Source organism: Curtobacterium sp. BH-2-1-1 (assembly GCF_001806325.1).
Classification (GTDB): Bacteria; Actinomycetota; Actinomycetes; order Actinomycetales; family Microbacteriaceae; genus Curtobacterium.
On record NZ_CP017580.1, the window covers coordinates 2,269,774 to 2,294,891 of the forward strand.

Here is a 25,118-nt window from a genome sequence, read left to right on the forward strand (position 1 = left end):
GTGTCGAACGACGAGCGGGACCCCGAGCGTGACGCCCGCCCGGGCGATCCGGACCAGGTGCGGACGGACGACCATGCCGTGACGGACGACTTCGGGCAGCGCACCGCCGCGGCCGAATCGCTGCCGCTGGCCGAGCGCGCCGATGCGTTCTCCGCGCTGCACGACGAACTGCGCACCCGTCTCGAGAGCGGCGGCAGCACGAGTGCCTGACGAGCACGGCAACGGCGACGAGACACTGCAGGACGAACGGCCCGTCCGGCTCGATGCCCTCCTCGCTTCCCGCGGGCTCGCGAAGTCCCGCACGGCAGCGTCGAAACTGATCCAGGACGGCCGCGTGACCGTCGCCGGCACCGCGATCGTCAAGCCGTCGGCGCCGGTGCGGCCATCGGCCCCGATCCACGTCGCGGGTTCGGACGAATGGGTGTCGCGTGCTGCGCTGAAGCTGCTCGGCGCGCTCGACACGTTCGGCGTCGATCCGTCGGACCGTGTCGCGCTCGACGTCGGTGCGAGCACCGGAGGGTTCACCCAGGTGCTCCTGAGCCGCGGCGCACGACGCGTGGTGGCGCTCGACGTCGGGCACGGGCAGCTCGACCCCCTGGTGGCGCTCGACTCCCGTGTCGCCGTCGTCGAGGGTACGAACGCGCGCAACCTCACGGCCGAGTCCTACCTCGCGCTCGACCCCGCCGCGGCCGAGACGAGCCTCGTGGTGGGGGACCTGTCGTTCATCTCGCTCCGGCTCGTCCTTCCGGCGCTGGTCGAGTCCGTCCCCGCCGACGACTTCGTCCTGCTCGTGAAGCCGCAGTTCGAGGTCGGCCGCGGTGGTGTCCGTGAGGGCATCGTCCGTGACCCGGCGCTCCGGAACGACGCGCTCATGAACGTCCTCTGGGCAGCGTGGGACCTCGGTCTGGGCACCTCGGGGCTCGCGGCGTCGCCGATCGTCGGCACGCACGGCAACCACGAGTACCTGGCGCGTTTCCAGCGGGATGTCGGTACCAATCCGACAGAATGGATCGTCCGGGCGACCGAACTGACGGAAGGGACGGCATGAGCGACGACCGGCACATCCTCCTGGTGTCCCACACGGGCCGCCGCGACTCGATCGACGCTGCGGTCGAGGTCTGCGACCTCCTGCACGCCGCCGGTCTCGTCCCGGTCATGCCGTTCGACGAGTACGCCGACATCCGCCGCGCCGAAGCCTCGGTCGGGCAGGTCGACATCCTCGGCGTCGACGTCCAGGCCGACCAGCTCGAGATCGTCATCGTGCTCGGTGGCGACGGCACGATCCTCCGCGCGGCCGAGCTCGTGCGCGGGACGGGCGCCCCGATCGTCGGCGTCAACCTCGGACACGTCGGGTTCCTCGCCGAGAGCGAGCGGGACGGGCTCCGGGCGACCGTCGAACGAGCCCTGTCCGGCGAGTACCACGTCGAGGAACGCGTCACCCTGCAGGTGGACGTCGTCGTCGGCAACGAGGTCGTCTACTCGTCCTGGGCGCTGAACGAGGCGACCATCGAGAAGGCCTCCCGGGAACGCATGCTCGAGGTCGTGACCGAGGTCGACGGCCGCCCGCTGTCGTCGTTCGGCTGCGACGGTGTGGTCGTGTCGACCCCGACCGGCTCCACGGCCTACTCGTTCTCCGGGGGCGGGCCGATCGTCTGGCCCGACGTCGACGCGCTCCTCATGGTGCCGCTGAGTGCCCACGCCCTCTTCGCGCGGCCGATCGTGGTCGGCCCGGACTGCACCCTCGCGATCGAGGTGCTGCGTCGCACGAGCGGTGTCGGCGTCCTGTGGTGCGACGGTCGACGCACGCACGACCTCCCTCCGGGTGCCCGTGTCGAGGTCCGGCGCTCGCCGGACCCGGTGCGTGTGGCCCGCCTCAAGGACGCCCCGTTCACCGATCGGCTCGTGGCGAAGTTCCAGCTCCCGGTCGCCGGGTGGCGCGGCCCGCAGCAGGACGACGAGGACACCCTGTGATCGAGGAGATCTCCATCTCCGACCTCGGGGTCATCGGCGAGACCACCCTCGAGCTCGGCCCCGGCTTCACCGTGGTGACCGGTGAGACCGGTGCGGGCAAGACGATGATCGTGACCGCGCTCGGGCTGCTCCTCGGCGCCCGTGCCGACGCGGGGTCCGTCCGCCGCGGCGCGTCGACCGCCGTGGTCGAGGGGCACTGGCACGTGCCCGAGCACGACGCCGTCGCCGAACGTGTCGAGGACGCCGGTGGCACCGTCGAGGACGGCGAGCTCATCCTGACGCGCACGGTCTCCGCCGAAGGTCGCAGCCGCGCGACCGTCGGCGGCCGCAGCGCTCCCGTCGCGGTGCTCGGCGAGCTCGCGGACCAGCTGGTCACCGTGCACGGACAGTCGGACCAGATCCGGCTGACCTCGGCGACCGCGCAGCGTGCCGCACTCGACGGCTTCGGCGGTCCGGCGCTCGAGAAGGTCCTCGCGGCGTACGTGCGGGCCTACGACACCTGGCAGCAGCACACCGGCGAGCTCGAGACCCTCACCCGTGACCGTGACGACCGGGTGGCCGAGGCCGAACGCATCCGCGCGGCGTGCGACGAGATCGAAGCGGCGGATCCGCAGCCCGGCGAAGACGTCGAGCTGGCCGACCGTGCCGAGCGCTTGGGGAACCTCGAAGAACTCCGGCTGTCCGCGGGCCTCGCGCACGAAGCCCTCTCGAGCGAGTCGCTGGACGGCGTGCAGGACGTCGTGGGCCTCGTCGAGTCCGCTCGCCGGGCGATCGAGCGGGTCGCGGCGTCCGACGCCGAACTGCAGCCCGTGCTCGAGCAGCTCACGGAGCTCGGCATCCAGGCGTCCGAGGCCTCTGCGAGCCTGTCGAGCTACCTCGGCTCGCTCGAACCCGACGCCGGCCACGACCTCGAACTCATCAACGAGCGGCGTGCCCTGCTCGCCGGCCTCACGCGCAAGTACGGCGAGACCGTCGACGACGTGATCGCCTACGGGCAGCGCGCGAGTGATCGGCTGCTCGAACTGGACGGCGACGACGACCGCATCGTGGCGCTGCAGCAGGCGGTCGAGCAGGACGAGCAGACGCTCGCCGGCGCCGCCGCGGCCCTGACGACGGCACGGACCAAGGCGGCGAAGGACCTCGCCAAGCGCGTCACCGCCGAGCTGAAGTCCCTCGCGATGGCCGGGGCGACCCTCGTGGTCGAGGTCTCGGACGCCGGCGACTACCGGAGCCACGGCCGCGACCAGGTGTCGATCCTGCTGCAGCCGCACTCCGGCACCGACCCCCGGCCGATCGGCAAGGGCGCGTCCGGTGGCGAGCTCTCCCGCGTCATGCTGGCGATCGAGGTGGTCATGGCGGGCAGCACGACGGTGCCGACGTTCGTCTTCGACGAGGTCGACGCCGGTGTCGGCGGTGCGGCGGCCATCGAGATCGGTCGTCGTCTGGCGAAGCTCGCGGAACGCACGCAGGTCATCGTCGTGACGCACCTGGCGCAGGTGGCGGCGTTCGCGAACAACCACCTCAACGTCGTCAAGGACGCCAGTGGGGCAGTCACGTCGTCGAGCGTCCGTCGCCTCGAGGGCGAGGACCGTCTGCAGGAGATGGCGCGGCTCCTCTCCGGGCTCGGGGACAGCGCCAGCGGCATGGAGCACGCGCGCGAGCTGCTCGACGTCGCCGGCCAGCAGGCCTGATCGCGTCGCCGCACGCCGATCCAGGAGGCGCGGCTCGCGCCCGCCTCGCACCGGGCGGCGGACCCGGCCGCACGGCGCGACCACGGCCCGGAGACCCGGCCACACGCCCGACGCAACGCCCACGGCGAACCGAGGTCGCGCCTCCTGGCAGTTCTGACGTACGATGGAATCCCGTGGCGGACACTCTCAGCGGCGGAACCAATTCTTCGAACGCGACCCCGAAGGTGACGAAGCAGATCTTCGTGACCGGCGGGGTCGTCTCGTCCCTCGGCAAGGGCCTGACGGCGGCCAGCCTCGGCAACCTCCTCACGGCTCGCGGCCTCAAGGTCGTCATGCAGAAGCTCGACCCGTACCTCAACGTGGACCCGGGCACCATGAACCCGTTCCAGCACGGCGAGGTCTTCGTGACCGACGACGGCGCGGAGACGGACCTCGACATCGGGCACTACGAGCGCTTCCTCGACATCAACCTGTCGCAGTCCGCGAACGTCACGACCGGCCAGGTCTACTCGACGGTGATCGCGAAGGAGCGTCGGGGCGAGTACCTCGGCGACACCGTGCAGGTCATCCCGCACATCACCGACGAGATCAAGCGCCGGATGCGCGAGCAGGCGCAGAACGACCCGCAGCCCGACGTCATCATCACCGAGGTCGGCGGCACGGTCGGCGACATCGAGTCCCAGCCCTTCATCGAGTCGGCGCGGCAGGTCCGCCACGAGCTCGGCCGCAACAACGTGTTCTTCGTGCACGTGTCGCTCGTCCCGTTCATGAACGCCTCGGGTGAGCAGAAGACGAAGCCGACGCAGCACTCGGTGGCCGCACTCCGCTCGATCGGCATCCAGCCGGACGCGCTGGTCCTGCGGAGCGACCGTCCGGTGTCGGATTCGAACAAGAAGAAGATCGCGCTCATGTGCGACGTCGACGAGGACGCCGTGGTGAACGCGGTCGACGTGCCGTCGATCTACGACCTCCCGACGCTGCTGAACAACCAGGGCCTCGACCAGGTCATCGTCGACGCGCTCGGGCTCGCGGCGGGTCCGGTCGACTGGACTTCGTGGACCCCGGTCCTGCGTGCCGTGCACGAGCCGAAGAAGGACGTCACGATCGCCCTGGTCGGCAAGTACATCGACCTGCCGGACGCGTACCTGTCGGTCACCGAGGCGCTCCGTGCGGGTGGCTTCGCGCACGACGCGAAGGTCACGCTGAAGTGGGTCGTGTCCGACGACTGCACCACGCCCGAGGGTGCGGCGAAGCAGCTCGGCGACGTCGACGGCATCTGCATCCCCGGCGGGTTCGGCGTGCGCGGCATCGAGGGCAAGCTCGGCGCACTGCGGTTCGCGCGTGAGCAGGGCATCCCGACGCTCGGCCTGTGCCTCGGCCTGCAGTGCATGGTCATCGAGTACGCCCGGCACGAGGTCGGTCTGACCGACGCGTCGAGCACCGAGTTCGACCCGGAGACCTCGACGCCGGTCATCGCGACCATGGCGGAGCAGGTGGACATCATCGCGGGCGGCGACCTCGGCGGGACCATGCGCCTCGGCCTCTACCCGGCGACGTTCACCGAGGGGTCGCTCGCGGCGTCGCTGTACGGGGCTCCCGAGGCGTCCGAGCGGCACCGTCACCGCTACGAGGTGAACAACAAGTACCGCGAGCAGATCGCGGACGCCGGCCTGGTGTTCTCGGGCACGTCGCCCGACGGCACGCTGGTGGAGTACGTCGAGCTGCCGCGCGAGGTGCACCCGTTCTACATCGCCACGCAGGCGCACCCCGAGCTGCGCTCGCGTCCGACGGACGCGCACCCGCTGTTCGCGGGGCTCGTCGGTGCCGCGATCGAGCGGCACGAGGCGTCGAGCCTCTTCGACCCGCAGGAAGAGGAGCAGGTCGCGTAACGCGAGTGGTCTCTGACTGGAGGCGCGGTGCCAGCTGGCACCGCGCCTCCAGTGCCAGGATGGTCGCGTGACTGACGCACCCATCGCTGACGAACCCGCCTCGTTCGAGGTCACCGAGTCCACCGTCGTGTACGAGGGCGCCGTCTGGGACGTGCGCCGCGACAGCATCGCGTACCACGACGAGACGATGGTCCGGGAGTACATCGACCACACCGGTGCCGTCGCGGTCTACGCCGAGGACGACGAGGGCCGCGTGCTCGTCATCCAGCAGTACCGGCACCCGGTGCGGATGCGCGACTGGGAGCTGCCGGCGGGGCTGCTCGACATGGCGGGCGAGGACCACCTGACCGCGGCGCAGCGCGAGCTGGCGGAGGAGGCCGACCTCGAGGCCGACGACTGGGAGCCCCTCGTCACCTACAACACCTCGTCGGGCGGCAGCGACGAGTTCCTGCAGATCTACCGCGCCCGTGGGGTGCGCGCGACCGCGACGGCGTTCGACCGCGAAGCCGAAGAGGCCGACATCGTGAAGCGGTGGGTGCCCCGGGCCGAGCTGGTGGAGGCGATCCTCGACGGTCGGCTGCACAACTCCGGGCTCGTCGTGGCCGTGCTCGCGGTGGACGCGCTCGAGCGGGGTGCCGCATGAGCCTCGCGGCGCTGCTCGACCAGGGGCAGTGGACGCACGAGCCCGCCGCGGCCATGCTCGACGGCAAGGTCCTGCGGGTGACGGCTGTCGAGGGCAGTGACGCCTGGCGCACCACCTCGTACGGGTTCGTGCACGACTCCGAGCACGCGCTGCTCCGCCCGGTCGACGGGGCGTTCTCGGTCGAGGTGTCGTTCGTGCTCGACTACACGGAGCAGTTCGACCAGGCGGGGGTGTTCCTGCGGGTCGACGAGCGGAACTGGATCAAGGCCGGCGTCGAGTTCGCCGACGGGACGCCCCAGGTCGGAGCCGTCGTCACGCGCGATGCGTCGGACTGGTCGGTGGCCCCCGTGCCGGAGTGGACCGGTCGGGTCGTCACGGTCCGGGCCAGCCGCGACGGCGATGCCGTGACGATCCGGGCGTGGGCGGACGACGAGCCGCCGCGGCTCGTGCGGGTGGCGTACCTCGACCCCGACGCCCACGTGTCGGCGGGGCTGCTCTGCGCGGCACCGTCCCGCGCGGGACTGACCGTCGCCTTCACCGGGTTCCGCGTGGGGGAGCCGGACGGGTCGCTGCACTGACGCTCCCCGAGCGGCGCTAGCCTCGTGGAGTGATCCCGTTCGAGCGTGCCACGGAGACGTACCTGCGGCACATCGCGATCGAGCGGGGCCTCTCGCAGCACACGCTGTCGGCCTACCGGCGGGACCTGCTGACGTTCGCGGAATGGCTCGCGTCCGCTCCGATCGTGGAGTCGGACGGCGCCGACCGTGCCGGGGGACCGGCCGTGCTCGACGACGTCGGGAGGATCGCGCGCGCGGACCTCGCGGGGTTCGTCGAGCACCTCGCGACCCGAACGTCCGGGCCGCTCGCGCCGAGGTCGGTGGCACGCATGCTCAGCTCGGTGCGGTCGTTCACCGCGTTCGCCGCCGGCGAGGGGTGGCTCCAGCTCGACCCCGGCGCATCCGTGCGGCCCCCGAAGGCTCCGATGCGACTGCCGAAGGCGATCTCCGTGCACGACATGGAGCGGTTGCTCGGGGCCGCGTCCGCCGGGTCGCCCGACGGTGTCGCCGACGACCTCGTGGGGCTGCGGGACCGGGCGTTGCTCGAACTCCTCTACGCCACGGGAGCGCGCATCTCGGAGGCCGTCGGGCTCTCGGTCGACGACGTGACGACGCTGTCGGACGGCTCCGGTGACCTCGACGACGGGCTGTCCGTCGTCAAGGTCACCGGCAAGGGCAACAAGCAGCGGGTGGTGCCGCTCGGCAGTTTCGCGCGGGCGGCGATCGACGCGTACCTCGTGCGGGCGCGGCCGGTGTTCGCGGCACGGGGAGCGTCGACGCCGGCACTGTTCCTCGGCGCCCGGGGCGCACGGCTGTCACGGCAGAGTGCGTGGCTCGTGATCCAGGCGGCAGCGGAGCGTGCGGAGCTCTCCGAGCACGTGTCGCCGCACACGTTCCGGCACTCGTTCGCGACGCACCTGCTCGAGGGGGGAGCGGACGTGCGGGTCGTGCAGGAGCTGCTCGGGCACGCGAGCGTGGCGACGACGCAGATCTACACGATGGTGACGGCGGACATGCTGCGGGACGTGTACCAGACGGCGCACCCGCGGGCGCGGCGTACTTCGTGAGCAGGAACGGTCGGGTCGCCTGAGGGCACCCGACCGTTCCTGCTCACGAAGTCAGAACACGTGGAACTGCGCGGACGCCGCCACGGCAGCCGTCGCCACCGCGAGGACCAGGGCGCTCGCCGAAGCACTCCGCGCCAGCACCCGCCAGCCCCCGGTCGCTCCGGGCCACACGACGCCGAGCAGCCCCGCCACGATCGCCGCCGCGCTGCTCGCTCCCCAGGGGTTCACCACCACGGAGGCCACCGCGAGCAGCACCGCCAGGGTCGAGAACGCACTGAACCGGTGGACCCCGGAGCCCCCGGACGCCCAGGAACGCGTCCGGATCGCCGCCGGCTGCACCGAGAAGGACGGTCCGACGGGTGCGACGACCACCGGGACGATCGGCTCGGTCCGGCTCGGCAGCACCCGTGTCGCCGCTCCCCAGGCGCGCCCGTCCCACCAGCGCAGGCGGCTCGCGTCCTGCGGATCGGGGAACCAGCCGGCGGCCGGCAGCGTCACGGGGTGCTCCTCGGGGTGCGTGGGAAGGTGCACGTCGACGCTACGGGAATGCGGGAAGCGGCCACAGTCCCAGCCCGGGTGTCGGCAGGAAGGGGGACCACCCGCGTGCAGTAGCGTCGAGCGGGTGACCTCGACGTTCGACGACTTCTGGCGTGACCGGCGCGACGAGCGACCGGAGTTGCCGACGGCCCTGCCGGAGGCGTGGTCGTTCGGCGCGACGCCGGCGCAGGCGGACGATCTGCTCGACCTCGTGCTGCGCGGGGTGAAGGACGGGACGGCGTCGTCGTTCTGGGACTACGAGGCGTCCGGGGACCGCGTGCCGGAGGTCGGGGACATCGGCATCGTCACGGACTCCGCCGGGGCACCGCGGGCCGTCGTCGAGACGACGAGCGTCCGGATCGCCCCCTTCGACGAGGTCGATGCGGACCACGCCCGGGCCGAGGGGGAGGGCGACCGGACGCTCGCGCACTGGCGTCGGGTGCACGAGGCGTACTGGCGCGCGCACTCGGAGGACCCGCGCGGGTTCGATCCGCGGATGCCGGTCGTGTGCGAACGCTTCCGGCTCGTCTGGCCCGCACCGGCGACGACCCCGCCCGCACCGGCGACGACCCGGCCGGCACCGGACCCGACCGCCGTCGCCTGACCGCCCGTCAGGCCGGGACGGGCGCCGCGTCCACCTCGCGCATGACGTCCTTCACCGAGGCGAGCAGCCGGGCGTTGAACTCGACGCCGAGCTGGTTCGGCACCGTGACGAGCACGGTGTCGGCAGCCCGCACGGCCTGGTCCGCCGCGAGTTCGGCCACCAGGTCCTCCGGGGATCCGATGTACGACCGGCCGAACCGTGCGAGCCCGCCGTCGAGGTGCCCGACCTGGTCCTGGCCCTCGACCTGTGCCCGGACACCGAAGTAGTGCCGCGACTCGTCGTCGATGATCGGGATGATGCTGCGGGACACCGAGACCCGAGGGGTCCGCTCCCAGCCGGACTCGGCCCAGACCCGACGGAAGCGTTCGATCTGCTCGGCCTGGAGCTCGTCGAACGGCACACCGGTGTCCTCGGTCAGCAGGGTCGACGACATGAGGTTCATGCCCTGCTCGGCCGTCCACTCCGCGGTCGCCCGGGTGCCGGCGCCCCACCAGATGCGGTCGCCGAGCGAGTCGGAGAGCGGCGAGATCGGCAGGGACCCGACCGAGCCGGTCATCTGCGGGTTCGCGTTCGCCATCGGTTCTCCGGCGATCGCCCGTCGGAACACCGACGTGTGCGCACGGGCCATGTCCCCGCCGTTCTCGTCGGAGGCGTCCGGCACGTAGCCGAACTGCTGGTAACCGGCGAGGGCGGTCTCGGGTGAGCCCCGGGAGACGCCGAGCTGCAGCCGACCGCCGGAGATGAGGTCGGTCGCAGCCGCCTCCTCCGCCATGTACAGCGGGTTCTCGTAGCGCATGTCGATGACGCCGGTGCCGATCTCGATGCGGCTGGTCTTCGCTGCGATCGCGGAGAGCGACGGGAAGGGCGCCGCCTGCTGGGGCGCGAAGTGGTGGACGCGGAAGTACGCGCCGTCGACGCCCGCCTCCTCGGCGGCGACCGCGAGGTCGATCGCCTGGACCAGGGCCTCACGACCGCTGCGCACCTTCGACCCCGGCACGTCGCGCCAGTGTCCGAACGACAGGAACCCGATCTTCGTCATGTCGATACGAACGCATCCGACAGCACGGCCATTCCGGGCCGACTACGGTGTCCGGCATGGACGACCCTCGCCAGGCACTGGTCGCGCAGCGGGCACGCAACGAGCGGCTCCTCGCGGACGTCGAGCGGAGCATGCGGGACGTCAGCGACGCCCGGCAGGACGCCAACTCCGACGACGAGCACGACCCCGAGGGCGCGACCCTCGCCTGGGAGCGCGGCTCGCTCGGCGCCGTGCGGGACGACGCCCGTGAGCGGATCCGGTTGGTGGACGCCGCGCTCGCGCGGCTCGACGCCGGGACCTACGGCCGCTGTGCGGTCGGTGGGGAACCGATCCCGGAGGCGCGCCTCGCCGCGGTCCCGTGGGCCGCGACGTGCGTGGCGCACGCCTGACGCGCCTCCTGGCCCGCACCGTCTGACGGGAGGCGCGGGTCGGCCCCGCCACGCGCCTCCCGTCACGGACGCACCGCACGTCCACCGCGCGCGCCGCGGTTTCCCAGCCGCGCGCCCTACATTGCGGCACATGGAAGGCGACCCGAACGACCGGACCGACGCGGTCGAACGTGCCGAGACGCCGCACCGGCGGTTCCAGTGGTTCCACGACGTCCGCGCCTGGATCCACGCGCGTCCCCACCTGCACCTCTTCTACAAGGTGCTCGTCGGGATCGTCGGCGGGCTCGTCGTCGTGATCGGGCTGATCCTCGTGCCGCTGCCCGGGCCGGGGTGGCTGGTGGTCTTCATCGGGCTGACGATCCTCGCGAGCGAGTTCCACTTCTTCCACCGGATCATCACGTGGCTCCGTGCCCAGCTGCACCGCTTCTGGGACTGGGCGAAGGCGCACGGGCCGCAGTGGCTCCGGAACGCCGCCGACCGCGGCAAGGCGGACGTCGACGCGGCGCACACCGGTGCTGCCCGGACGGTCGGGGTGCGCGGGCGCGGCGCGAAGCGGGCGCGGCCCGGGCACTGAACCGCGCGCGTGTCGCGCCTACTCGGCGGGGGACACCCGGACCGAGCCGGTGCAGGTGCGCTCGAGCACCTCGGTGGCCTGCTCCTCGACGGCGGCGGCGTCCCGCGACACGAGCTGCAGCACGAGGGCGACGACCGCGGCGAGGACGATGAACGCCCCGTACCCGGCGATGACCGGCACGAGCCCGACGGTCGGCTCGAGCAGCCCTCCGACGACGGCCGGCACGCCGAACGCCAGGTAGCTCACGACGTAGATCGTGGAGAGCAGCCCTGCACGGTGCGTCGGTGCCGCAGTGGCGAGCAGCATCCGAAGCGGTGCCTGGAACCCGGCGCCGAAGCCCACACCGGCGATCGCACTGCCCACGACGAGGCCGGGCAGGGAGTGCGCCATCACGAACGCCACCGTGACGATCGGTCCGAGCACGAGGGCGACCAGGCCGATCAGGACCGCACGACGGGCGTCCATCCGCTGCGTCGCGAGGCCGGTCAGCGCGCCGACCCCGGTGACGACGGCGATCAGGGCACCGGCGGCGAAGTGGTTCGTGATGCCGAAGACCGCGCCGAGCGCCGAGGGGACGAGCGACAGGAACATCCCGCCGAGGGCCCAGCTCGCGATGAGCGATCCGGCGACGCTGCGGAACAGCCGCCGCGAGGACCGGGGCACGCTGATCCGGGGGACGAGGGAGCGGAGGGCACCCGGTCGCGGGGTGACCCGCTCGGGGACGACGACGAGTGCGATCACCATGAGGACGAGCAGCGCGCCGAAGAGCAGGTACACGAGCTGCTCCGGCGCGGGACCCCACTGCACGAGGGCGCCGCTCGACATGGCACCGGTCGCGAGGGCGATCGGCGGGATGACACCGTTCAGCACCCCGGCGAGGGTGGGGAAGCGCTCGAGCGAGTTGTCGATGAGCGCCGCTCCGAGGGCGCCGATGAGCAGTCCGACGGAGACGCCCTGCACGATGCGGTCCACGATCAGGGCGCCGACACCGTCCGCGACCGCGAAGAGCCCGAGGGACAGTGCGACGCCGAGGCCGCCGACGACGAGCACGGGCTTGCGGCCGACGTGGTCGGACAGGCGCCCGGCGACGAGCAGGCTGGCCAGCAGCCCCGCGACGTAGATGGCGAACACGCCGGTGAGCATGAGCGGGGTGAGGTGCCACTCCGCGGCGTACACGGGGTAGATCGGCGAGGGGACCGCCGACGAGGCGACGGACACGAGGAGCATCGCCGCGAGGATCCAGAACCCGGCGACCGAGCGAGCTGACTGCGCCATGTGCGCCACCTTCCGTTGCGAGCGGGACAGTACGAAGAGAGTCGTACAGTATCGAGTCGTGCTGTACGACGCAAGTCGTACTACGAGCGGAACGGTGGTAGCGTCCCGTCCATGCCCGCGACCGTGGATGCTCCCGAACACCTGCCGCAGCCGACCGTGGCCGAGATGGACCTGCCGGTCGTGATGGACGCCCTGAGCGACCCGATCCGGCTCGCGATCCTGCACCGCTACCTCGTCGACGCCGCCGGTGGCATCCGCAGCTGCGGCTGGGTCGGCATCGACCGGCCGAAGTCCACGCTGACCCACCACTTCCGCGTCCTGCGCGAGGCCGGGCTCCTCGAGCAGCACCAGGAGGGGCTCACCCGGTCGAGCCGCGTCCGCATCGAGGACGTCGAGCAGCGGTTCCCCGGGCTCCTCGACCTCGTGTTCGCGTGGGAGGTCCCCGCGGCCCTCATGCGCACGGACCTCGCCGAGGGCGCCGCGTGAACGCCGCCGCCGACTCCGCCGACTTCGCCGCGTCCACCGGGACCCCGCACACGCTCCCGACGATCGGCGCCGACGCCGCCGTCACCGACGCGCTGCGCCAGGACCTGACCGACGCCGGGTTCACGGTCGAGCGGGTCGACGCCCTGTGGGGCGCCGAGGCCGCCGCGTCGCTCCACCGCGGTTCGCGCGTCGCAGCGCTCCGGGCGCTCGCCGCCCGCGACACGACACCGCTCGGCACCCTCGCGACGCTCTTCGTGCTCGGGCTCCCGGTCCGCCGCGGCGATGCGGACGCCGCGTTCCCGTCCGCCGGCGTGCAGTCCGTCGAAGCGAGCGGTCTGGTCCGTGTCGACGCCGACTCCGTCGCTCCCGCCGTGGACCTCCGCCCCTACGCCTTCGTCGACGACCTCGGTGCCGGCAGCTGGTGGATCGTCTCGGACCTCGGCGAACTCGCACTCGGTACGGCCCTCGGCGAGGAGCACGTCCTCGGCATCGGCGGTGCCACCACGACGCTCTCCGGCCTGCAGGTCCCCGTGCCCGTCCGTCGCGTGCTCGACCTCGGCACCGGCTGCGGCATCCAGGCGATGCACGCCCGACGCTTCGCCGACGAGGTCGTCGCCACCGACATCTCGCGCCGGGCCCTCGACATCGCCCGGTTCAACGCGCAGCTCAACGGCATCGACGGCATCGAGTTCCGCTTCGGCTCCCTGTTCGAGCCGGTCGCGGGAGAGCGCTTCGACCGCATCGTCTCGAACCCGCCGTTCGTCATCACGCCCCGCAGCGAGGGCGTCCCCGCCTACGAGTACCGCGACGGCGGCATGGTCGGCGACGCCCTCGTCGAGACCGTCCTGACCGGACTCGGCGAGCACCTCGAACCCGGCGGGACCGCGCAGCTGCTCGGCAACTGGGAGTACCACTGGGGCACGGACGGCCTCGACCGCGTGCGGTCCTGGTTCGAGCGCGCCGACACCGACGGACTCGGGCTCGACGCCTGGGTCATCGAGCGGGAACGGCAGGACCCGACCGCCTACGCCGAGACGTGGATCCGGGACGGCGGGACGAAGCCCGGGACGCCCGAGTTCGACCGGCTGGTCGGCGCGTGGCTGGACGACTTCGCCGACCGTCGGGTGACCGGCGTCGGCTTCGGGTACGTCGTGGTCCGGAAGCCCCGGCCGGGGCCCACGCGGGCCGGTTCCGGCGCGTCGCGGAGCCTGCGGAGCGACGTGGCGGCCGAGCCCGTGGGGAGAGGCGCGGTGCACCTCCGCCGCTTCGAGCGCGTCCCCGAGACGCTCGGCTCCAACCCCGCGGGTCTCGGCGCGACGGTGGCGCGGGTCCTCGACGCGGCCGCGTGGCTCGCCGCGCACGACGACGTCGCGCTCGCCGCCGCCCACCTCGCGGTCGCCGGCGACGTCACCGAGGAGCGCTTCTACTGGCCGGGCAACGACGACCCGACCGTGATGACGCTCGTGCAGGGCGGCGGACTCGGACGCCGTGTGGACGCCGACACCGCGCTCGCCGCGTTCGTCGGGGCCTGCGACGGGGAGCTGTCGGTGGCGGCGATCGTCGGCGCCCTCGCGCAGATCACCGGGGTGGACGAGCAGGTGCTCGCCGCCGACCTGCTGCCGGCGGCGCGCGACCTGGTGCTCGACGGCCTGCTCGTCCCGGCCGCCTGACGATCAGGCGCGGTGGTCGCGCCAGCTGTGCTCGGGGGCGTAGCCGAGCAGCTCGCGGGCCTTCTCCGACGAGAGCAGCGAGCTGACGCCGTCGATGTCCGCGCGGCGCTCGATGTCCGGCACGTAGCGCTCGACGAGCTCGATCGTCGGGGTGTCCATGACGGTGTCCGGGCTCGCGATCACGAACGCCTCGAACCCGGTGAGCTCGGCCTCGAGGGCCTTGCGCACGGCCTGGGCGCCGTCGCGGGAGTCGATGTACGACCAGAGGTTGAACGTCTTCGCCTCGGGGGTGGCGTCCCACGGGAACGCCGGGTAGTCGGTCTCGTCCATCACGTTCGAGAACCGCAGGCCGATCATCTTCAGCTCCGGGTCCCAGCGGGTGAAGTGGCGGGCCATCTCCTCCTCCACCGCCTTGCCGAGCGAGTACGACGACTGCGGGCGCACCGCGAACTCCTCGTCCACGGGCAGGTACGGCGGGTGGTGCTCACCCATCGGGATGCCGAGCAGGGTCTCGCTCGACGCCCACACCAGGTTCTTGATCTTCGCGGCACGAGCGGCGTGGAAGACGTTGATCGACGACGTCACGTTGTTCGTGATGAGCGCGACGTCCGGCACCTGCCCGGGAGCGGGGACCGCGGCGAGGTGCACCACGGCGTCGACGTGGTCGTACCGGTCGTCGACGCCGAGCAGGACGTTGAGCACCTGGCCGTGGTCGGTGAGGTCGGTGCGGACGAACTGCACCCGTTCGGGCTTGTCGGGGAAGGGCACACGGTCGACCAGGACCACGTCGTACCCGTGCGCATCGAGGTCGCGGACCACCGCTCGCCCGAGCTTCCCACTGCCGCCGGTCACCACTACACGCGTCATCGCGTCACTCCACATCGTCGTCGGGTCGCCCTCGCGGGCTGGCTCCATCCTGCCCGGCGCGACCTGACCCGACCAGGCCCTGTCCGTACCCCGTTGCCCGGGGTCAGGCGGTGGGGGCGACCTGGGCGATCGCGAGCCGTGCGACGAGCTCGACGTGCTGCGCCATGTCGCGCGACGGGTCGAACAGCCACTGGATCTGCATGCCGTCCGAGACCGCGAGCAGCACGCTCGTCAGTTCCTCGACGTCGACGTCCACGCGGAGTCGTCCGTCCTCCTGCATGGCGCGGAAGTCGGACGACAGGTCGCGGCGGCTGCGCTCGTAGCGCTCGCGGAAGTACTCGTGCGCCGGGTGCTCCGGGTCGGTCGCGGCCGCGGCGGAGAGGTTGACGAACATCTGCACGAGGCCGGGGACCTCGGCGTTGTGCCGCACGATCGCGGCGAGCAGCGCTGCCGGGTCCGGGGCGTGCCAGTCGTGCTGCAGGTCGATCTCGTCGCGGCGCCGCAGGATCTCGACCCAGAGCTCGTCCTTCGAGTCGAAGTAGTGCAGCAACCCGGCCTGCGTCAGCCCGACGGCATCGGCGATGTCCTTGATGCTCGTGCGACGGAAGCCCTGCGACGCGACGAGGTCGAGCGCCGTCGTGAGGATCTCCTCGCGCTTCGCGATGCCCTTCGCGTACGAACCCCGTCGTGCCATGGCAGGACTGTACCGCTCTCGGCGACCGCCCAGAAAACCTAGCCCTGGTTGGTTTTGGTGTTACGGTGGCACGAGCCGCCGACGAAGGCGTGCGAGTCGCCGACGCAGGCGGCGTCCCCGAGAAGAGGTTGCAGTGGCCAACGATGCCCTGACCGTCAACGACACCCCGACCGCCGTCGCCCCCACGCGCGGCCGGGGGAATCCGCTCATGTACACGCTCGGCATGCCGATCGCGATGCTCGGCCTGTACATCGCGCTGCTGCCGCCGGTGCTCGTCGCCATGGCGCTGAAGGTCGCCGAGATCGCGCCGGACGACCAGGCGGGCGTGCTCGGCCTGGCACTCGGTGTGGGCGCGTTCGCCGCGATGGTCGCCAACCCCCTTGCCGGTCGCTTCAGCGATCGGACTGCCGGGAGGCTCGGCATGCGTCGTCCGTGGATCATCGGTGGCACCGTGGTCGGCTTCGCGGGCCTCGTGGTCGTCGCAACGACCACCTCGACCGTCGTGCTGGTCCTCGCGTGGGGCGTCACGCAGATCGCCTACAACGCCACGATCGCGGCGCTGACCGCCGTCATGCCGGACCACGTCACGCGCTCCCAGCGCGGCCGGGTCGCGGCGCTGCTCGGGCTCTCCCAGAACCTCGCGCTCGTCGGCGGCACGTTCCTCGTGCAGCTCTTCTCGACCTCGGCGACGCAGATGATCATCCCCGGCGCGATCGGGTCGATCGTCGTCGTGCTCTACGCGCTCGTGTTCCGCGACCGCGTGCTCACCAACCGGCCGACGTCGAAGCTCAGCGTCGGGCAGGTCTTCGGGTCGTTCGTGTTCAACCCGGTGAAGCACCCGGACCTCGGCTGGGCCTGGCTGACCCGCTTCCTCATGGTCGCCGCGCAGTACACCGCGGTGAGCTACCTGACCTACTTCCTGCGCGACGACATCGGCGTCGAGTCCGACCACGTCGCGAACGCGGTGTTCCAGGGCACGCTGTGGAACGTCGTGGGGATCGTCCTCACGTCGCTCGTCGCCGGGTGGCTGTCCGACAAGCTCGGCCGCCGCAAGCTCTTCGTCGCCGTTGCCGGTGTCGTCGGCGTGGTGGGACTCGTGCTCATCGCGCTCGCGCCGTCGCTCGGCATGGTGCTCGTCGGGGAGTTCGTGATGGGCGCCGGCATGGGTGTCTTCTACGCCGTCGACCTCGCCCTCATCACCGACGTGCTCCCCTCCGACGAGGACAACGCGAAGGACCTCGGCGTGGTGAACATCGCGCAGGCCCTGCCGCAGTCGATCGTCCCCGCCTCCGCCCCCGGCGTGATCGCCCTCACCGGCGGGTACAGCGGCTTCTTCATCACCGGCGCCGTCGTCGGACTGCTCGGCATCGCCTCGGTGTCCCGCATCCGCGGCGTGCGCTGACCACCTGTTCTGGCTCTGAACGAAAGGACCGACCACCGTGACTACCGTGGACGACGTGACCACTGCCTCCAGTACGGCCGAGCGCATCGAGGCGCTCGTCGGCCAGCTGACCACCGACGAGAAGGTGCAGCTCCTGACGGGGCGCGACTTCTGGACCACCTGGCCGATCGAGAAGATCGGGCTGCGCCGCATCCTCATGTCGGACGGCCCGTCCGGCGTCCGCGGTGAGGTCTGGGACGAGCGCGACCCGTCGCTGAACCTGCCGTCCGCGACGGCGCTGAGCGCCTCGTGGGACCGCGCGATCGCGAAGCGCTACGGCGCCGCAGCGGCCGTCGAGGCCCGCCGCAAGGGCGTCGACGTCGTCCTCGGCCCGACCATCAACCTGCACCGCTCGCCCCTCGGCGGCCGGCACTTCGAGGCGTTCAGCGAGGACCCGGTGCTCACCGGCGACCTGGCGGCGTCGTACGTCGAGGGCGTGCAGGAGAACGGCGTCGCCGCGACCCCGAAGCACTACATCGCGAACGACTACGAGACCGACCGCTTCACCGCGTCGACCGAGGTCTCCGACCGTGCCCTGCGGGAGCTCTACCTGCTCGCGTTCGAGAAGGCCGTGACCGAGGCGCACGCCTGGGCGATCATGTCGTCGTACAACTCGATCAACGGCGTCACCGCGTCCGAGAACGAGCTGCTCGAGACCCCGCTGAACTCCGAGTGGGGCTTCGACGGCATCGTCGTCTCCGACTGGACCGGTGTCCGCTCGGTCGACTCGGCGAAGGCGTCCCAGGACGTCGCGATGCCCGGGCCGAACCAGTGGTGGAGCGAGGGGCCGCTGCTCGCCGCCGTGCAGTCCGGCGACGTGCCGATCGAGGCGATCGACCGGAAGGTCCGCCGCATCCTCATCCTCGCCGCCCGCGTCGGCGCACTCGAGGGCTTCGAGCCCGTGGCCGCCCAGCCCGTGCACGTCGAGGACGGCGTCGCGTTCGTCCGCGAGGCCGAGGCCGAGGGCACCGTCCTCGTCCGCAACACGGGCGTGCTGCCGCTCGACGCGCCCGCCGTCTCCCGCATCGCCGTGATCGGCCACAACGCCGACCAGGCCCGCACGCAGGGCGGTGGCTCGGCCACGGTCGTGCCGTCGCAGGTCGTCTCGCCGCTCGACGGGATCCGTTCGGCCTTCCCGGGTGCCACGGTGGACTACGCGATCGGTGCCGTCGTGCAGGAGGGCATCGCGGAGTTCCCGCTGTCCACCATCACCAACCCCGGCACCGGCGAGCCCGGCGCCCGGGTCGCGTTCGTGCGCGACGGGACCGAGCTGTACGTCGAGGACCGCCGTGCCACCGCGCTGTTCTGGTTCGGCGGCGACGCCCCCACGCGCGAGGCCGACCGGCTCGACATCACCACGACCTACACCGCGCCGTCCACCGGCACGGTCCGGATCGGCATCGGTGCAGCGGGCCGCTCGCGCATGTGGATCGACGGCGAGCTCGTGCTCGACGAGGACGTCCCGTTCGAGGGCGACCAGCTCGGCGCCGCGTTCCTCAACCCGCCGGCACGCTCGGTGCCCGTGTCGGTGACGGCCGGCCAGGACGTCGCGATCCGCATCGAGTACGACGTCATCCAGGACGAGACCCTCGGCGGCGTGCTCGCGTACCAGTTCGGCACCGAGCCGTCCGACGAGGACCCGTCGGTGCTCATCGATGCCGCAGTCGAGGCTGCCCGCACGGCAGACGTCGCCGTGGTGGTCGTCGGCACGAACTCGAAGGTCGAGTCCGAGGGGTACGACCGCTCGTCGCTCGCGCTGCCCGGGCACCAGGACGACCTGGTGCGTGCGGTCGTGGCGGCGAACCCGAACACGGTCGTCGTCGTGAACGCCGGCTCGCCGGTCGAGATGCCGTGGCGGAACGACGTCGCCGCGGTCCTGCTCACGTGGTTCGGCGGACAGGAGTACGGCAACGCGCTCGCCGACGTCCTCACCGGCGCTCGCGAGCCGGGCGGCCGTCTGCCCACCACCTGGCCGGTCGCGATGGCGGACGTGCCCGTGCTGGACGTCACCCCGGTCGACGGCAAGGTGTCCTACGACGAGGGCGTGCACATCGGCTACCGGGCTTGGCTCCGCGCGGGCACCGAGCCGGCCTACCCGTTCGGCCACGGACTCGGCTACACGACCTGGACGATCGACGGCGTCACCGCGACGCCGACCGTCCGCGAGGGCGACGCGGTCATCGTCACCGCGACCGTCGCGAACACGGGCGACCGGGCCGGCAAGCACGTCGTGCAGGTCTACGCCTCGCGGGAGTCCTCGGCGGTCGACCGTCCGGTCCGCTGGCTCGTCGGCTTCGCGCCCGTGCGGCTCGACGCGGGGGAGTCCACCGAGGTCTCGATCGAGGTCCCGGCCCGGGCGTTCGCGCACTGGGACGGTGCATGGGCCCACGAGTCCGGCACCTTCACGCTGCACGTCGGCGCATCGGTGTCGGACGAATCCGGCACCGTGACGGTCCAATCCGCGTGAAGTCGTCCGGTTTCCGCGCTGACGCCGTGATCATTCAGTAACATCGATCTGCGCCAGGCGGCTGGTTACCGTCGGCGCGCGCACCGAGAACTGGGTCGCCATGCGTGCGACACGGTCTCCTGATCCGGCCGATGGAGCCCTGGTGGCCCTGGTGCGTCCAGAATGCGTCCCCGCGTCCGCGCGGGGGCGCATTCGCTTGTACGGGGCAGGTGCCAACCGGTTGACTTCCGCCAGTCTGGGAGAAACCAGTGAACGAACGTCACTTTTTCGGTCCACGAACCGCAATCCGGTGTGACAAACCACTCGGTAGGTGGAACGATGGGTGCACCATCCCGTGCGGATCAGGGACGAGATGGTCATCCGGCCGGGCTCCCGGGGAGCCTCACCACCACCTGGTGCGGGCCCGCCGGATGCCCTGCATCACCGGGCTCGGACGGCCGGTGCGACGTTCTCGGCGACGATGCGCAGGATCCGCTCGTGCGACGCGGCGTCACCGTTCGCGGGCAGGGTGATCACGAGTTCGTCGGTCGACCGCACGGCCGGGTCGGCGAGCAGCGCGTCGACGATGGCCGACGGCTCGCCGGAGACGACCTTGCTGAAGCGGAACGGCGGGTTCCCGGAGAGCGGGCGCCCCTCGTCGTCCATGCCGCTCGCGTACCCGGTGAGGAACTCCTCGTGCACGGCGCGGTCGTGGTCGTCGAGCAGCGGGACCACGATCCGGCCGACGGCGACCTTCGGGGTGCGGTCGGGGTGCAGCTGGGCGAAGCGCTCGCGGTACGCGGCGATCTGGTCCGCCTGCGCCTCGGCGAACGGCGCACCGGTGTCCTCGGTGTTCAGGGTCGAACAGTGCAGCAGCAGACCCTTCTCGGCCGTCCGCACCGCGGTGCCCATGCTGCCGCCGCCCCACCACACGCGGTCGCGGAGTCCGGGGCTGAGGGGCTGCAGCGTGAGGTCGGCGTCGGCCGGGATGCTCTCGTAGCCCGTGCCGGCGGTGCCGAGCGGCTCGCCCTGCAGCACCTCGAGCAGGCGGGACGCGCGCGCCTCGGCCTCGTCGCGGAAGCTGCGGTCGGACGCGCCGAACACCGGGTCGAGGATCGGGCCGTAGCCCGCGATGCCGGTCGAGATGCCGAGCTGCACGCGGCCGTCGCTGAGGAGGTCGACCGTGCTGGCGTCCTCGGCGAGGCGGATCGGGTCCTCGTAGCGCATGCCGAGGACCGCGGTGCCGAAGCCGATCGTGCTGGTGCGCTGGGCGGCGGCCGCGAAGAAGGTCATCGGGCTGGTCAGGAACGGCTCGAAGTGGCGGCCCCGGACCCACCCGGTGCCGTAGCCGAGCGACTCGGCGGTCTCGAAGAGGCGCAGGCCGTCCTCGAGGGCAGCGGCGGCGCCGGCCGTGCCGCCGTGGTTCGGGACGAAGGAGAGGAAGCCGAGTTCGCGCACGACGTGAGTCTATGCGGACGCATCCATGCGTGGTCCAGGAGGCGCGGTGCCGGCCCGCACCGCGCCTCCAGTCCGTCTCGTCGTCACCACCCACCTGGGAGGATGGTGCCATGACCGACGTCACCACCCAGCCCCCGCTCGTCGCCGCCCTGCCGGCGGCGGTCGACGGTGTCGTCGACCCGGACGCCGTGTACGAGGCGTTCGCGGCCTGGGCGGCCGAGGGCGGGCGCCCGCTCTACCCGGCGCAGGACGAAGCCGTGATCGAGCTCGTCTCCGGCGCCAACGTCGTGCTCTCGACGCCCACCGGCACCGGCAAGTCACTCGTGGCCGCGGGTGCGCACTTCGCCGCGCTCGCCGAGGGCAAGCGGAGCTACTACACGGCGCCGATCAAGGCACTCGTCTCCGAGAAGTTCTTCCAGCTCGTCGAGCTGTTCGGCGCCCAGAACGTCGGCATGGTCACGGGCGACTCGAGCGTCAACGCCGATGCCCCGATCGTGTGCTGCACGGCGGAGATCCTCGCGAACCTCGCGCTCCGGCAGGGACCGGACGCCGACGTCGACGTCGTCGTGATGGACGAGTTCCACTACTACGGCGACCCCGACCGCGGATGGGCGTGGCAGGTGCCGCTGCTCGTCCTCGAACGGGCGCAGTTCCTGCTCATGTCCGCGACGCTCGGCGACGTCACGACCATCGCGGACGACCTCTCGCGCCGGACCGGACGGCCGACCGCGCGGGTCACCGGGGTCTCGCGTCCGGTGCCGCTCGAGTACGAGTACGTGATGACGCCCGTGCAGGAGACGGTCGAACGGCTGCTCGAGGAGGGCAAGGCGCCGGTCTACATCGTCCACTTCGCCCAGGCCGCCGCACTCGAACGGGCGCAGGCGCTCATGTCGGCGCGCGTCGCGTCACGCGAACGCCGAGACCAGATCGCCGAGGCCATCGCCGGGTTCCGCTTCAGCGCCGGGTTCGGGCAGACCCTGTCCCGACTCATCCGGGCGGGCATCGGCGTCCACCACGCCGGCATGCTGCCGAAGTACCGACGGCTCGTCGAGCAGCTCGCCCAGCGCGGGCTGTTGCCGGTGATCTGCGGCACCGACACGCTCGGCGTCGGCATCAACGTGCCGATCCGCTCGGTGCTGCTCACCGGGCTGACGAAGTTCGACGGCACGAAGATGCGGCAGCTGTCCGCTCGCGAGTTCCACCAGATCGCCGGTCGTGCCGGTCGTGCCGGGTACGACACCGAGGGCGACGTCGTGGCCGAGGCGCCGGAGCACGACATCGAGAACGCCCGGGCGGTCGCGAAGGCCGGTGACGACCCGAAGAAGAAGAACAAGATCAAGCGGAAGAAGGCGCCGGACGGCTTCGTGTCGTGGGGCCAGGCGTCGTTCGAGCGGCTCATCGCGGCCGAGCCCGAGCCGATGGTCTCGCGGATGCGGATCACGCACGCGATGGTGCTCTCCGTCGTCGCGCGCGGCGGTTCGGCGTTCGAGTCCGTCCGGTCGCTGGTCTTCGACAACCACGAACCCCGGTCGCGGCAGCTCGCGATGGCCCGGCGGGCACTGACCATCGCACGGACGCTCATCAACGCGCGGGTGATCGAGAAGGTCGACGGGGAGTACCGGCTGACCGTCGACATCGCGCCGAACTTCGCGCTCAACCAGCCGCTCTCGCCGTTCGCGCTCGCGGCGTTCGAGCTGCTCGATCCTTCGTCTCCCAGCTACGCGCTCGACATGGTGTCCATCGTCGAGGCCACCCTCGACGACCCGCGGGCGATCCTCTCGCAGCAGCAGTTCAAGGAGCGCGGCGAGGCCGTCGCCCGGATGAAGCAGGAGGGGATCGAGTACGACGAGCGGATGGAGCTGCTCGAGGAGGTCACGTGGCCCAAGCCGCTGGACGAGCTGCTGACGGCCGCCTACGAGGCCTACGCCGCCGAGCAGCCGTGGGTCCTCGACTTCGCGCTCTCGCCCAAGGCCGTCGTGCGTGACATGTACGAGCGGGCGATGACCTTCGGCGACTTCGTGCGGTTCTACCAGCTCACCCGCTCCGAGGGGCTCGTGCTCCGGTACCTCTCCGACGCGTACCGGACGATGCGGCAGACGATCGCCGACGAGCAGCGCACCCCCGAGCTCGACGACCTGATCGAGTGGCTCGGCGAGGTCGTCAAGCAGACCGACTCCTCGCTCGTCGACGAGTGGGAGGCCCTGCTGAACGGTGACGTCCTGCTCGCGTCGGAGGAACACGAGGAGATCGCGCCGCCGCAGCCCTCGCGGCTCACCGGGAACCCGCGGGCGTTCCGGGTGCTCGTGCGCAACGCCCTGTTCCAGCGGGTGCTGCTCGCCGCCGCCGACGACGTCGCCGGACTCGCGGCGCTGGACGGTGCGGCGGGCTTCGGCGAGGACGCGTGGGACGCCGTGCTCGAGGAGTACTACGAGGCGCACGACGAGATCGGGACGGGTGCCGACGCCCGGTCCATGCAGTACCTGGTGCTCGACGAGGCCGGGGCCACCGGGGTGTCCGGGGCGGCGGGCGCGTCGGGCTCGGCACGCGTCTGGCGTGCGCGGCAGATCTTCGCCGATCCCGCCGGTGACAAGGACTTCGGGTTCTCCGCCACGATCGACCTCGACGCGTCGGACGAGGCGGGCGAGGCCGTGGTGCGGGTCACCGAGATCGGGCGCTTCGACGGCTGGTCGGACGTGGACGTCGACTGATGTCGGTGGTGCGCGAGCTCGGCGGCTCCTCGGCCGACGGTGACGTCGCCGCGCTGCAGGACCTGCTCGAGTCGGTGCCGGACTACGCGTTGCGGATCACCGGGTACCCGCCGGGGCCGTCCGACGGGCTGAGCGCGCTGCTGTCGGTGCCGGACGGGTTCGATCCGGCGGGGAAGGTCGGGCTCGGGCTGTGGGAGGGGGAGCGGCTGGTGGCGTTCGCGGACGTGCTGCTCGGGTACCCGTCGCCCTCCGTCGCGTACATCGGGCTGCTGGTCGTCCGAGGGGGCGAGCAGGGTCGGGGGCTCGGGCGGGCGATGCACGACGCGGTCGTCGAGCGGGTCAGGGCGGCGTCCGGGCGCTCGGGCGTGGGGCGCTCGGGCGTGGAGCGCTCGCGCCTGGAGCGTTTGCGTGTGGAGCGCTTGCGCCTCGGGATCGTCGCGTCGAACGCGTCGGTGGCGGAGCCGTTCTGGCGGGCGCTCGGGTACGAGCCGACGGGGGAGGAGAAGCCGTACCGGTACGACCACCTCGTCAGCACGGTCGCGCTCTGGGAGCGGCCGCTCTCGGACCGGCCGCTCTGACGGTCAGAACAGGGTCGCGGGCGGGGTCGCCTCGGGCAGCGCGGCCGGCTCGGTGACCTCGACCCCGGGCCACCCCGGCCCGTGCGGCACCTCGGTGCCCTGCTGGTAAGCGGTCGCAGCACCGCGGGCGCGGACGTCCGCCGCCTCGTTCATCTCGTGCCCGACGTGGCCGCGGACCCACTCGAACGTGACCTTGCGGCCCTGCAGCTCGGCGTCGAGCTCCTTGATGATCTCGACGTTCAGCACGGGCTTGCCGTCGGCCTTCCGCCAGCCCTTCCGCTTCCAGCCCGCCAGCCACTCGGTGCACGCCTTGATCGCGTACTGGCTGTCGCAGAGGATGTGCAGCGGCTCGCCGGTGTCCTTCGTGGCGCGGAGCAGCTGGAGGACGGCTGTCAGCTCGCCCTGGTTGTTCGTGGCGTTCGGCCACCCGCCGGCGGCCCAGCGGTCGTCATCGACGTACCAGGCCCAGCCGGCCGGGCCGGGGTTGCCGAGGGCTGAGCCGTCTGCTGCGGCGACGATCGTCACGGTGGGACC

The 25,118-nt window shown here is 71.9% G+C and carries 24 protein-coding genes; 17 read left to right on the forward strand and 7 right to left on the reverse strand.

The window, feature by feature from the left end; translation table 11 throughout:
- The 8 genes from BJK06_RS10800 (at position 1) to BJK06_RS10835 (ending at position 7,818) form a co-directional block, all read left to right on the forward strand.
- Positions 1-210 carry a hypothetical protein gene (locus tag BJK06_RS10800; RefSeq protein ID WP_139199341.1) on the forward strand — a complete coding sequence of 70 codons (210 nt, stop codon included), beginning with the start codon at positions 1-3 and terminating at the stop codon, positions 208-210.
- On the forward strand, positions 203-1,048 hold the full coding sequence (locus tag BJK06_RS10805; protein ID WP_258027620.1) for a TlyA family RNA methyltransferase: 846 nt from the start codon (positions 203-205) through the stop codon (positions 1,046-1,048). The genes BJK06_RS10800 and BJK06_RS10805 overlap by 8 nt, the downstream gene beginning before the upstream one ends.
- Complete coding sequence (locus BJK06_RS10810; RefSeq protein ID WP_070417894.1) at positions 1,045-1,971, forward strand: NAD kinase; 927 nt, start codon at positions 1,045-1,047, stop codon at positions 1,969-1,971. The genes BJK06_RS10805 and BJK06_RS10810 overlap by 4 nt, the downstream gene beginning before the upstream one ends.
- Positions 1,968-3,662, forward strand: a complete 1,695-nt coding sequence (gene recN / locus BJK06_RS10815; RefSeq protein ID WP_070417895.1) for a DNA repair protein RecN — start codon at positions 1,968-1,970, stop codon at positions 3,660-3,662. Before BJK06_RS10810 ends, recN begins: the two co-directional genes overlap by 4 nt.
- Positions 3,663-3,835: 173 nt before the next feature.
- Complete coding sequence (locus BJK06_RS10820) at positions 3,836-5,551, forward strand: CTP synthase (protein ID WP_070417896.1); 1,716 nt, start codon at positions 3,836-3,838, stop codon at positions 5,549-5,551.
- A 67-nt stretch (positions 5,552-5,618) separates the two neighbouring features.
- Positions 5,619-6,194: an NUDIX hydrolase gene (locus BJK06_RS10825; protein ID WP_070417897.1), complete on the forward strand. Its 576-nt coding sequence runs from the start codon at positions 5,619-5,621 to the stop codon at positions 6,192-6,194.
- Complete coding sequence (locus BJK06_RS10830; protein WP_070417898.1) at positions 6,191-6,772, forward strand: DUF1349 domain-containing protein; 582 nt, start codon at positions 6,191-6,193, stop codon at positions 6,770-6,772. The genes BJK06_RS10825 and BJK06_RS10830 overlap by 4 nt, the downstream gene beginning before the upstream one ends.
- Positions 6,773-6,804: 32 nt before the next feature.
- Complete coding sequence (locus BJK06_RS10835; protein WP_070419383.1) at positions 6,805-7,818, forward strand: site-specific tyrosine recombinase XerD; 1,014 nt, start codon at positions 6,805-6,807, stop codon at positions 7,816-7,818.
- A gap of 51 nt (positions 7,819-7,869) precedes the next feature.
- Here BJK06_RS10835 and BJK06_RS10840 read toward each other — a convergent pair whose 3' ends face one another.
- Complete coding sequence (locus tag BJK06_RS10840; protein ID WP_181015089.1) at positions 7,870-8,349, reverse strand: DUF2510 domain-containing protein; 480 nt, start codon at positions 8,347-8,349, stop codon at positions 7,870-7,872.
- A gap of 91 nt (positions 8,350-8,440) precedes the next feature.
- On the opposite strand from BJK06_RS10840, the gene BJK06_RS10845 reads away from it, so the two are divergent.
- The gene (locus tag BJK06_RS10845; RefSeq protein ID WP_070417900.1) at positions 8,441-8,959 is read left to right on the forward strand and encodes an ASCH domain-containing protein; all 519 of its coding nucleotides are present in this window, start codon (positions 8,441-8,443) and stop codon (positions 8,957-8,959) included.
- A 7-nt stretch (positions 8,960-8,966) separates the two neighbouring features.
- On the opposite strand, the gene BJK06_RS10850 is transcribed toward BJK06_RS10845, so the two are convergent.
- Positions 8,967-9,998 (reverse strand): LLM class flavin-dependent oxidoreductase, encoded by a 1,032-nt coding sequence (locus BJK06_RS10850; RefSeq protein ID WP_374930682.1) that lies wholly within the window; start codon positions 9,996-9,998, stop codon positions 8,967-8,969.
- Between the two features lie 56 nt (positions 9,999-10,054).
- Between BJK06_RS10850 and BJK06_RS10855 the strand changes: the two genes are divergently transcribed.
- Together BJK06_RS10855 and BJK06_RS10860 are read left to right on the forward strand one after the other, a co-directional pair.
- On the forward strand, positions 10,055-10,387 hold the full coding sequence (locus BJK06_RS10855) for a TraR/DksA C4-type zinc finger protein (RefSeq protein ID WP_070417902.1): 333 nt from the start codon (positions 10,055-10,057) through the stop codon (positions 10,385-10,387).
- Between the two features lie 130 nt (positions 10,388-10,517).
- A complete protein-coding gene (locus BJK06_RS10860) occupies positions 10,518-10,961 on the forward strand; it encodes a TIGR02611 family protein (RefSeq protein ID WP_070417903.1) in 444 nt (147 codons plus the stop codon).
- Positions 10,962-10,979: 18 nt separating this feature from the next.
- Here BJK06_RS10860 and BJK06_RS10865 read toward each other — a convergent pair whose 3' ends face one another.
- Positions 10,980-12,236, reverse strand: a complete 1,257-nt coding sequence (locus tag BJK06_RS10865) for an MFS transporter (protein ID WP_070417904.1) — start codon at positions 12,234-12,236, stop codon at positions 10,980-10,982.
- Positions 12,237-12,347: 111 nt separating this feature from the next.
- Between BJK06_RS10865 and BJK06_RS10870 the strand changes: the two genes are divergently transcribed.
- Together BJK06_RS10870 and BJK06_RS10875 are read left to right on the forward strand one after the other, a co-directional pair.
- Complete coding sequence (locus BJK06_RS10870) at positions 12,348-12,722, forward strand: helix-turn-helix transcriptional regulator (RefSeq protein WP_070417905.1); 375 nt, start codon at positions 12,348-12,350, stop codon at positions 12,720-12,722.
- Complete coding sequence (locus BJK06_RS10875) at positions 12,719-14,392, forward strand: methyltransferase (RefSeq protein WP_083295192.1); 1,674 nt, start codon at positions 12,719-12,721, stop codon at positions 14,390-14,392. The genes BJK06_RS10870 and BJK06_RS10875 overlap by 4 nt, the downstream gene beginning before the upstream one ends.
- Positions 14,393-14,395: 3 nt before the next feature.
- Here the strand turns inward: BJK06_RS10875 and BJK06_RS10880 are convergent, their stop codons facing one another.
- Positions 14,396-15,259, reverse strand: coding sequence for an NAD(P)-dependent oxidoreductase (locus BJK06_RS10880; protein WP_070419385.1), 864 nt, complete (start codon positions 15,257-15,259; stop codon positions 14,396-14,398).
- A gap of 103 nt (positions 15,260-15,362) precedes the next feature.
- Positions 15,363-15,953 carry a TetR/AcrR family transcriptional regulator gene (locus BJK06_RS10885; protein WP_083295193.1) on the reverse strand — a complete coding sequence of 197 codons (591 nt, stop codon included), beginning with the start codon at positions 15,951-15,953 and terminating at the stop codon, positions 15,363-15,365.
- 133 nt (positions 15,954-16,086) lie between these two features.
- Here BJK06_RS10885 and BJK06_RS10890 point away from each other — a divergent pair, with 133 nt between their 5' ends.
- Both BJK06_RS10890 and BJK06_RS10895 read left to right on the forward strand, forming a co-directional pair.
- On the forward strand, positions 16,087-17,355 hold the full coding sequence (locus BJK06_RS10890; protein ID WP_258027621.1) for an MFS transporter: 1,269 nt from the start codon (positions 16,087-16,089) through the stop codon (positions 17,353-17,355).
- A gap of 46 nt (positions 17,356-17,401) precedes the next feature.
- Positions 17,402-19,861 carry a glycoside hydrolase family 3 protein gene (locus BJK06_RS10895; RefSeq protein WP_258027622.1) on the forward strand — a complete coding sequence of 820 codons (2,460 nt, stop codon included), beginning with the start codon at positions 17,402-17,404 and terminating at the stop codon, positions 19,859-19,861.
- 420 nt (positions 19,862-20,281) lie between these two features.
- Here the strand turns inward: BJK06_RS10895 and BJK06_RS10900 are convergent, their stop codons facing one another.
- Positions 20,282-21,298, reverse strand: coding sequence for an LLM class flavin-dependent oxidoreductase (locus BJK06_RS10900; protein WP_070417906.1), 1,017 nt, complete (start codon positions 21,296-21,298; stop codon positions 20,282-20,284).
- Positions 21,299-21,408: 110 nt separating this feature from the next.
- Between BJK06_RS10900 and BJK06_RS10905 the strand changes: the two genes are divergently transcribed.
- Both BJK06_RS10905 and BJK06_RS10910 read left to right on the forward strand, forming a co-directional pair.
- A complete protein-coding gene (locus BJK06_RS10905; protein WP_070417907.1) occupies positions 21,409-24,006 on the forward strand; it encodes an RNA helicase in 2,598 nt (865 codons plus the stop codon).
- A gap of 5 nt (positions 24,007-24,011) precedes the next feature.
- Positions 24,012-24,584, forward strand: coding sequence for an N-acetyltransferase (locus tag BJK06_RS10910; RefSeq protein WP_258027623.1), 573 nt, complete (start codon positions 24,012-24,014; stop codon positions 24,582-24,584).
- Positions 24,585-24,587: 3 nt separating this feature from the next.
- Here BJK06_RS10910 and BJK06_RS10915 read toward each other — a convergent pair whose 3' ends face one another.
- Entirely contained in the window at positions 24,588-25,109 is a 522-nt protein-coding gene (locus tag BJK06_RS10915; RefSeq protein WP_070417909.1) for a ribonuclease H, read from the reverse strand.
- Positions 25,110-25,118 lie beyond the last annotated feature (9 nt).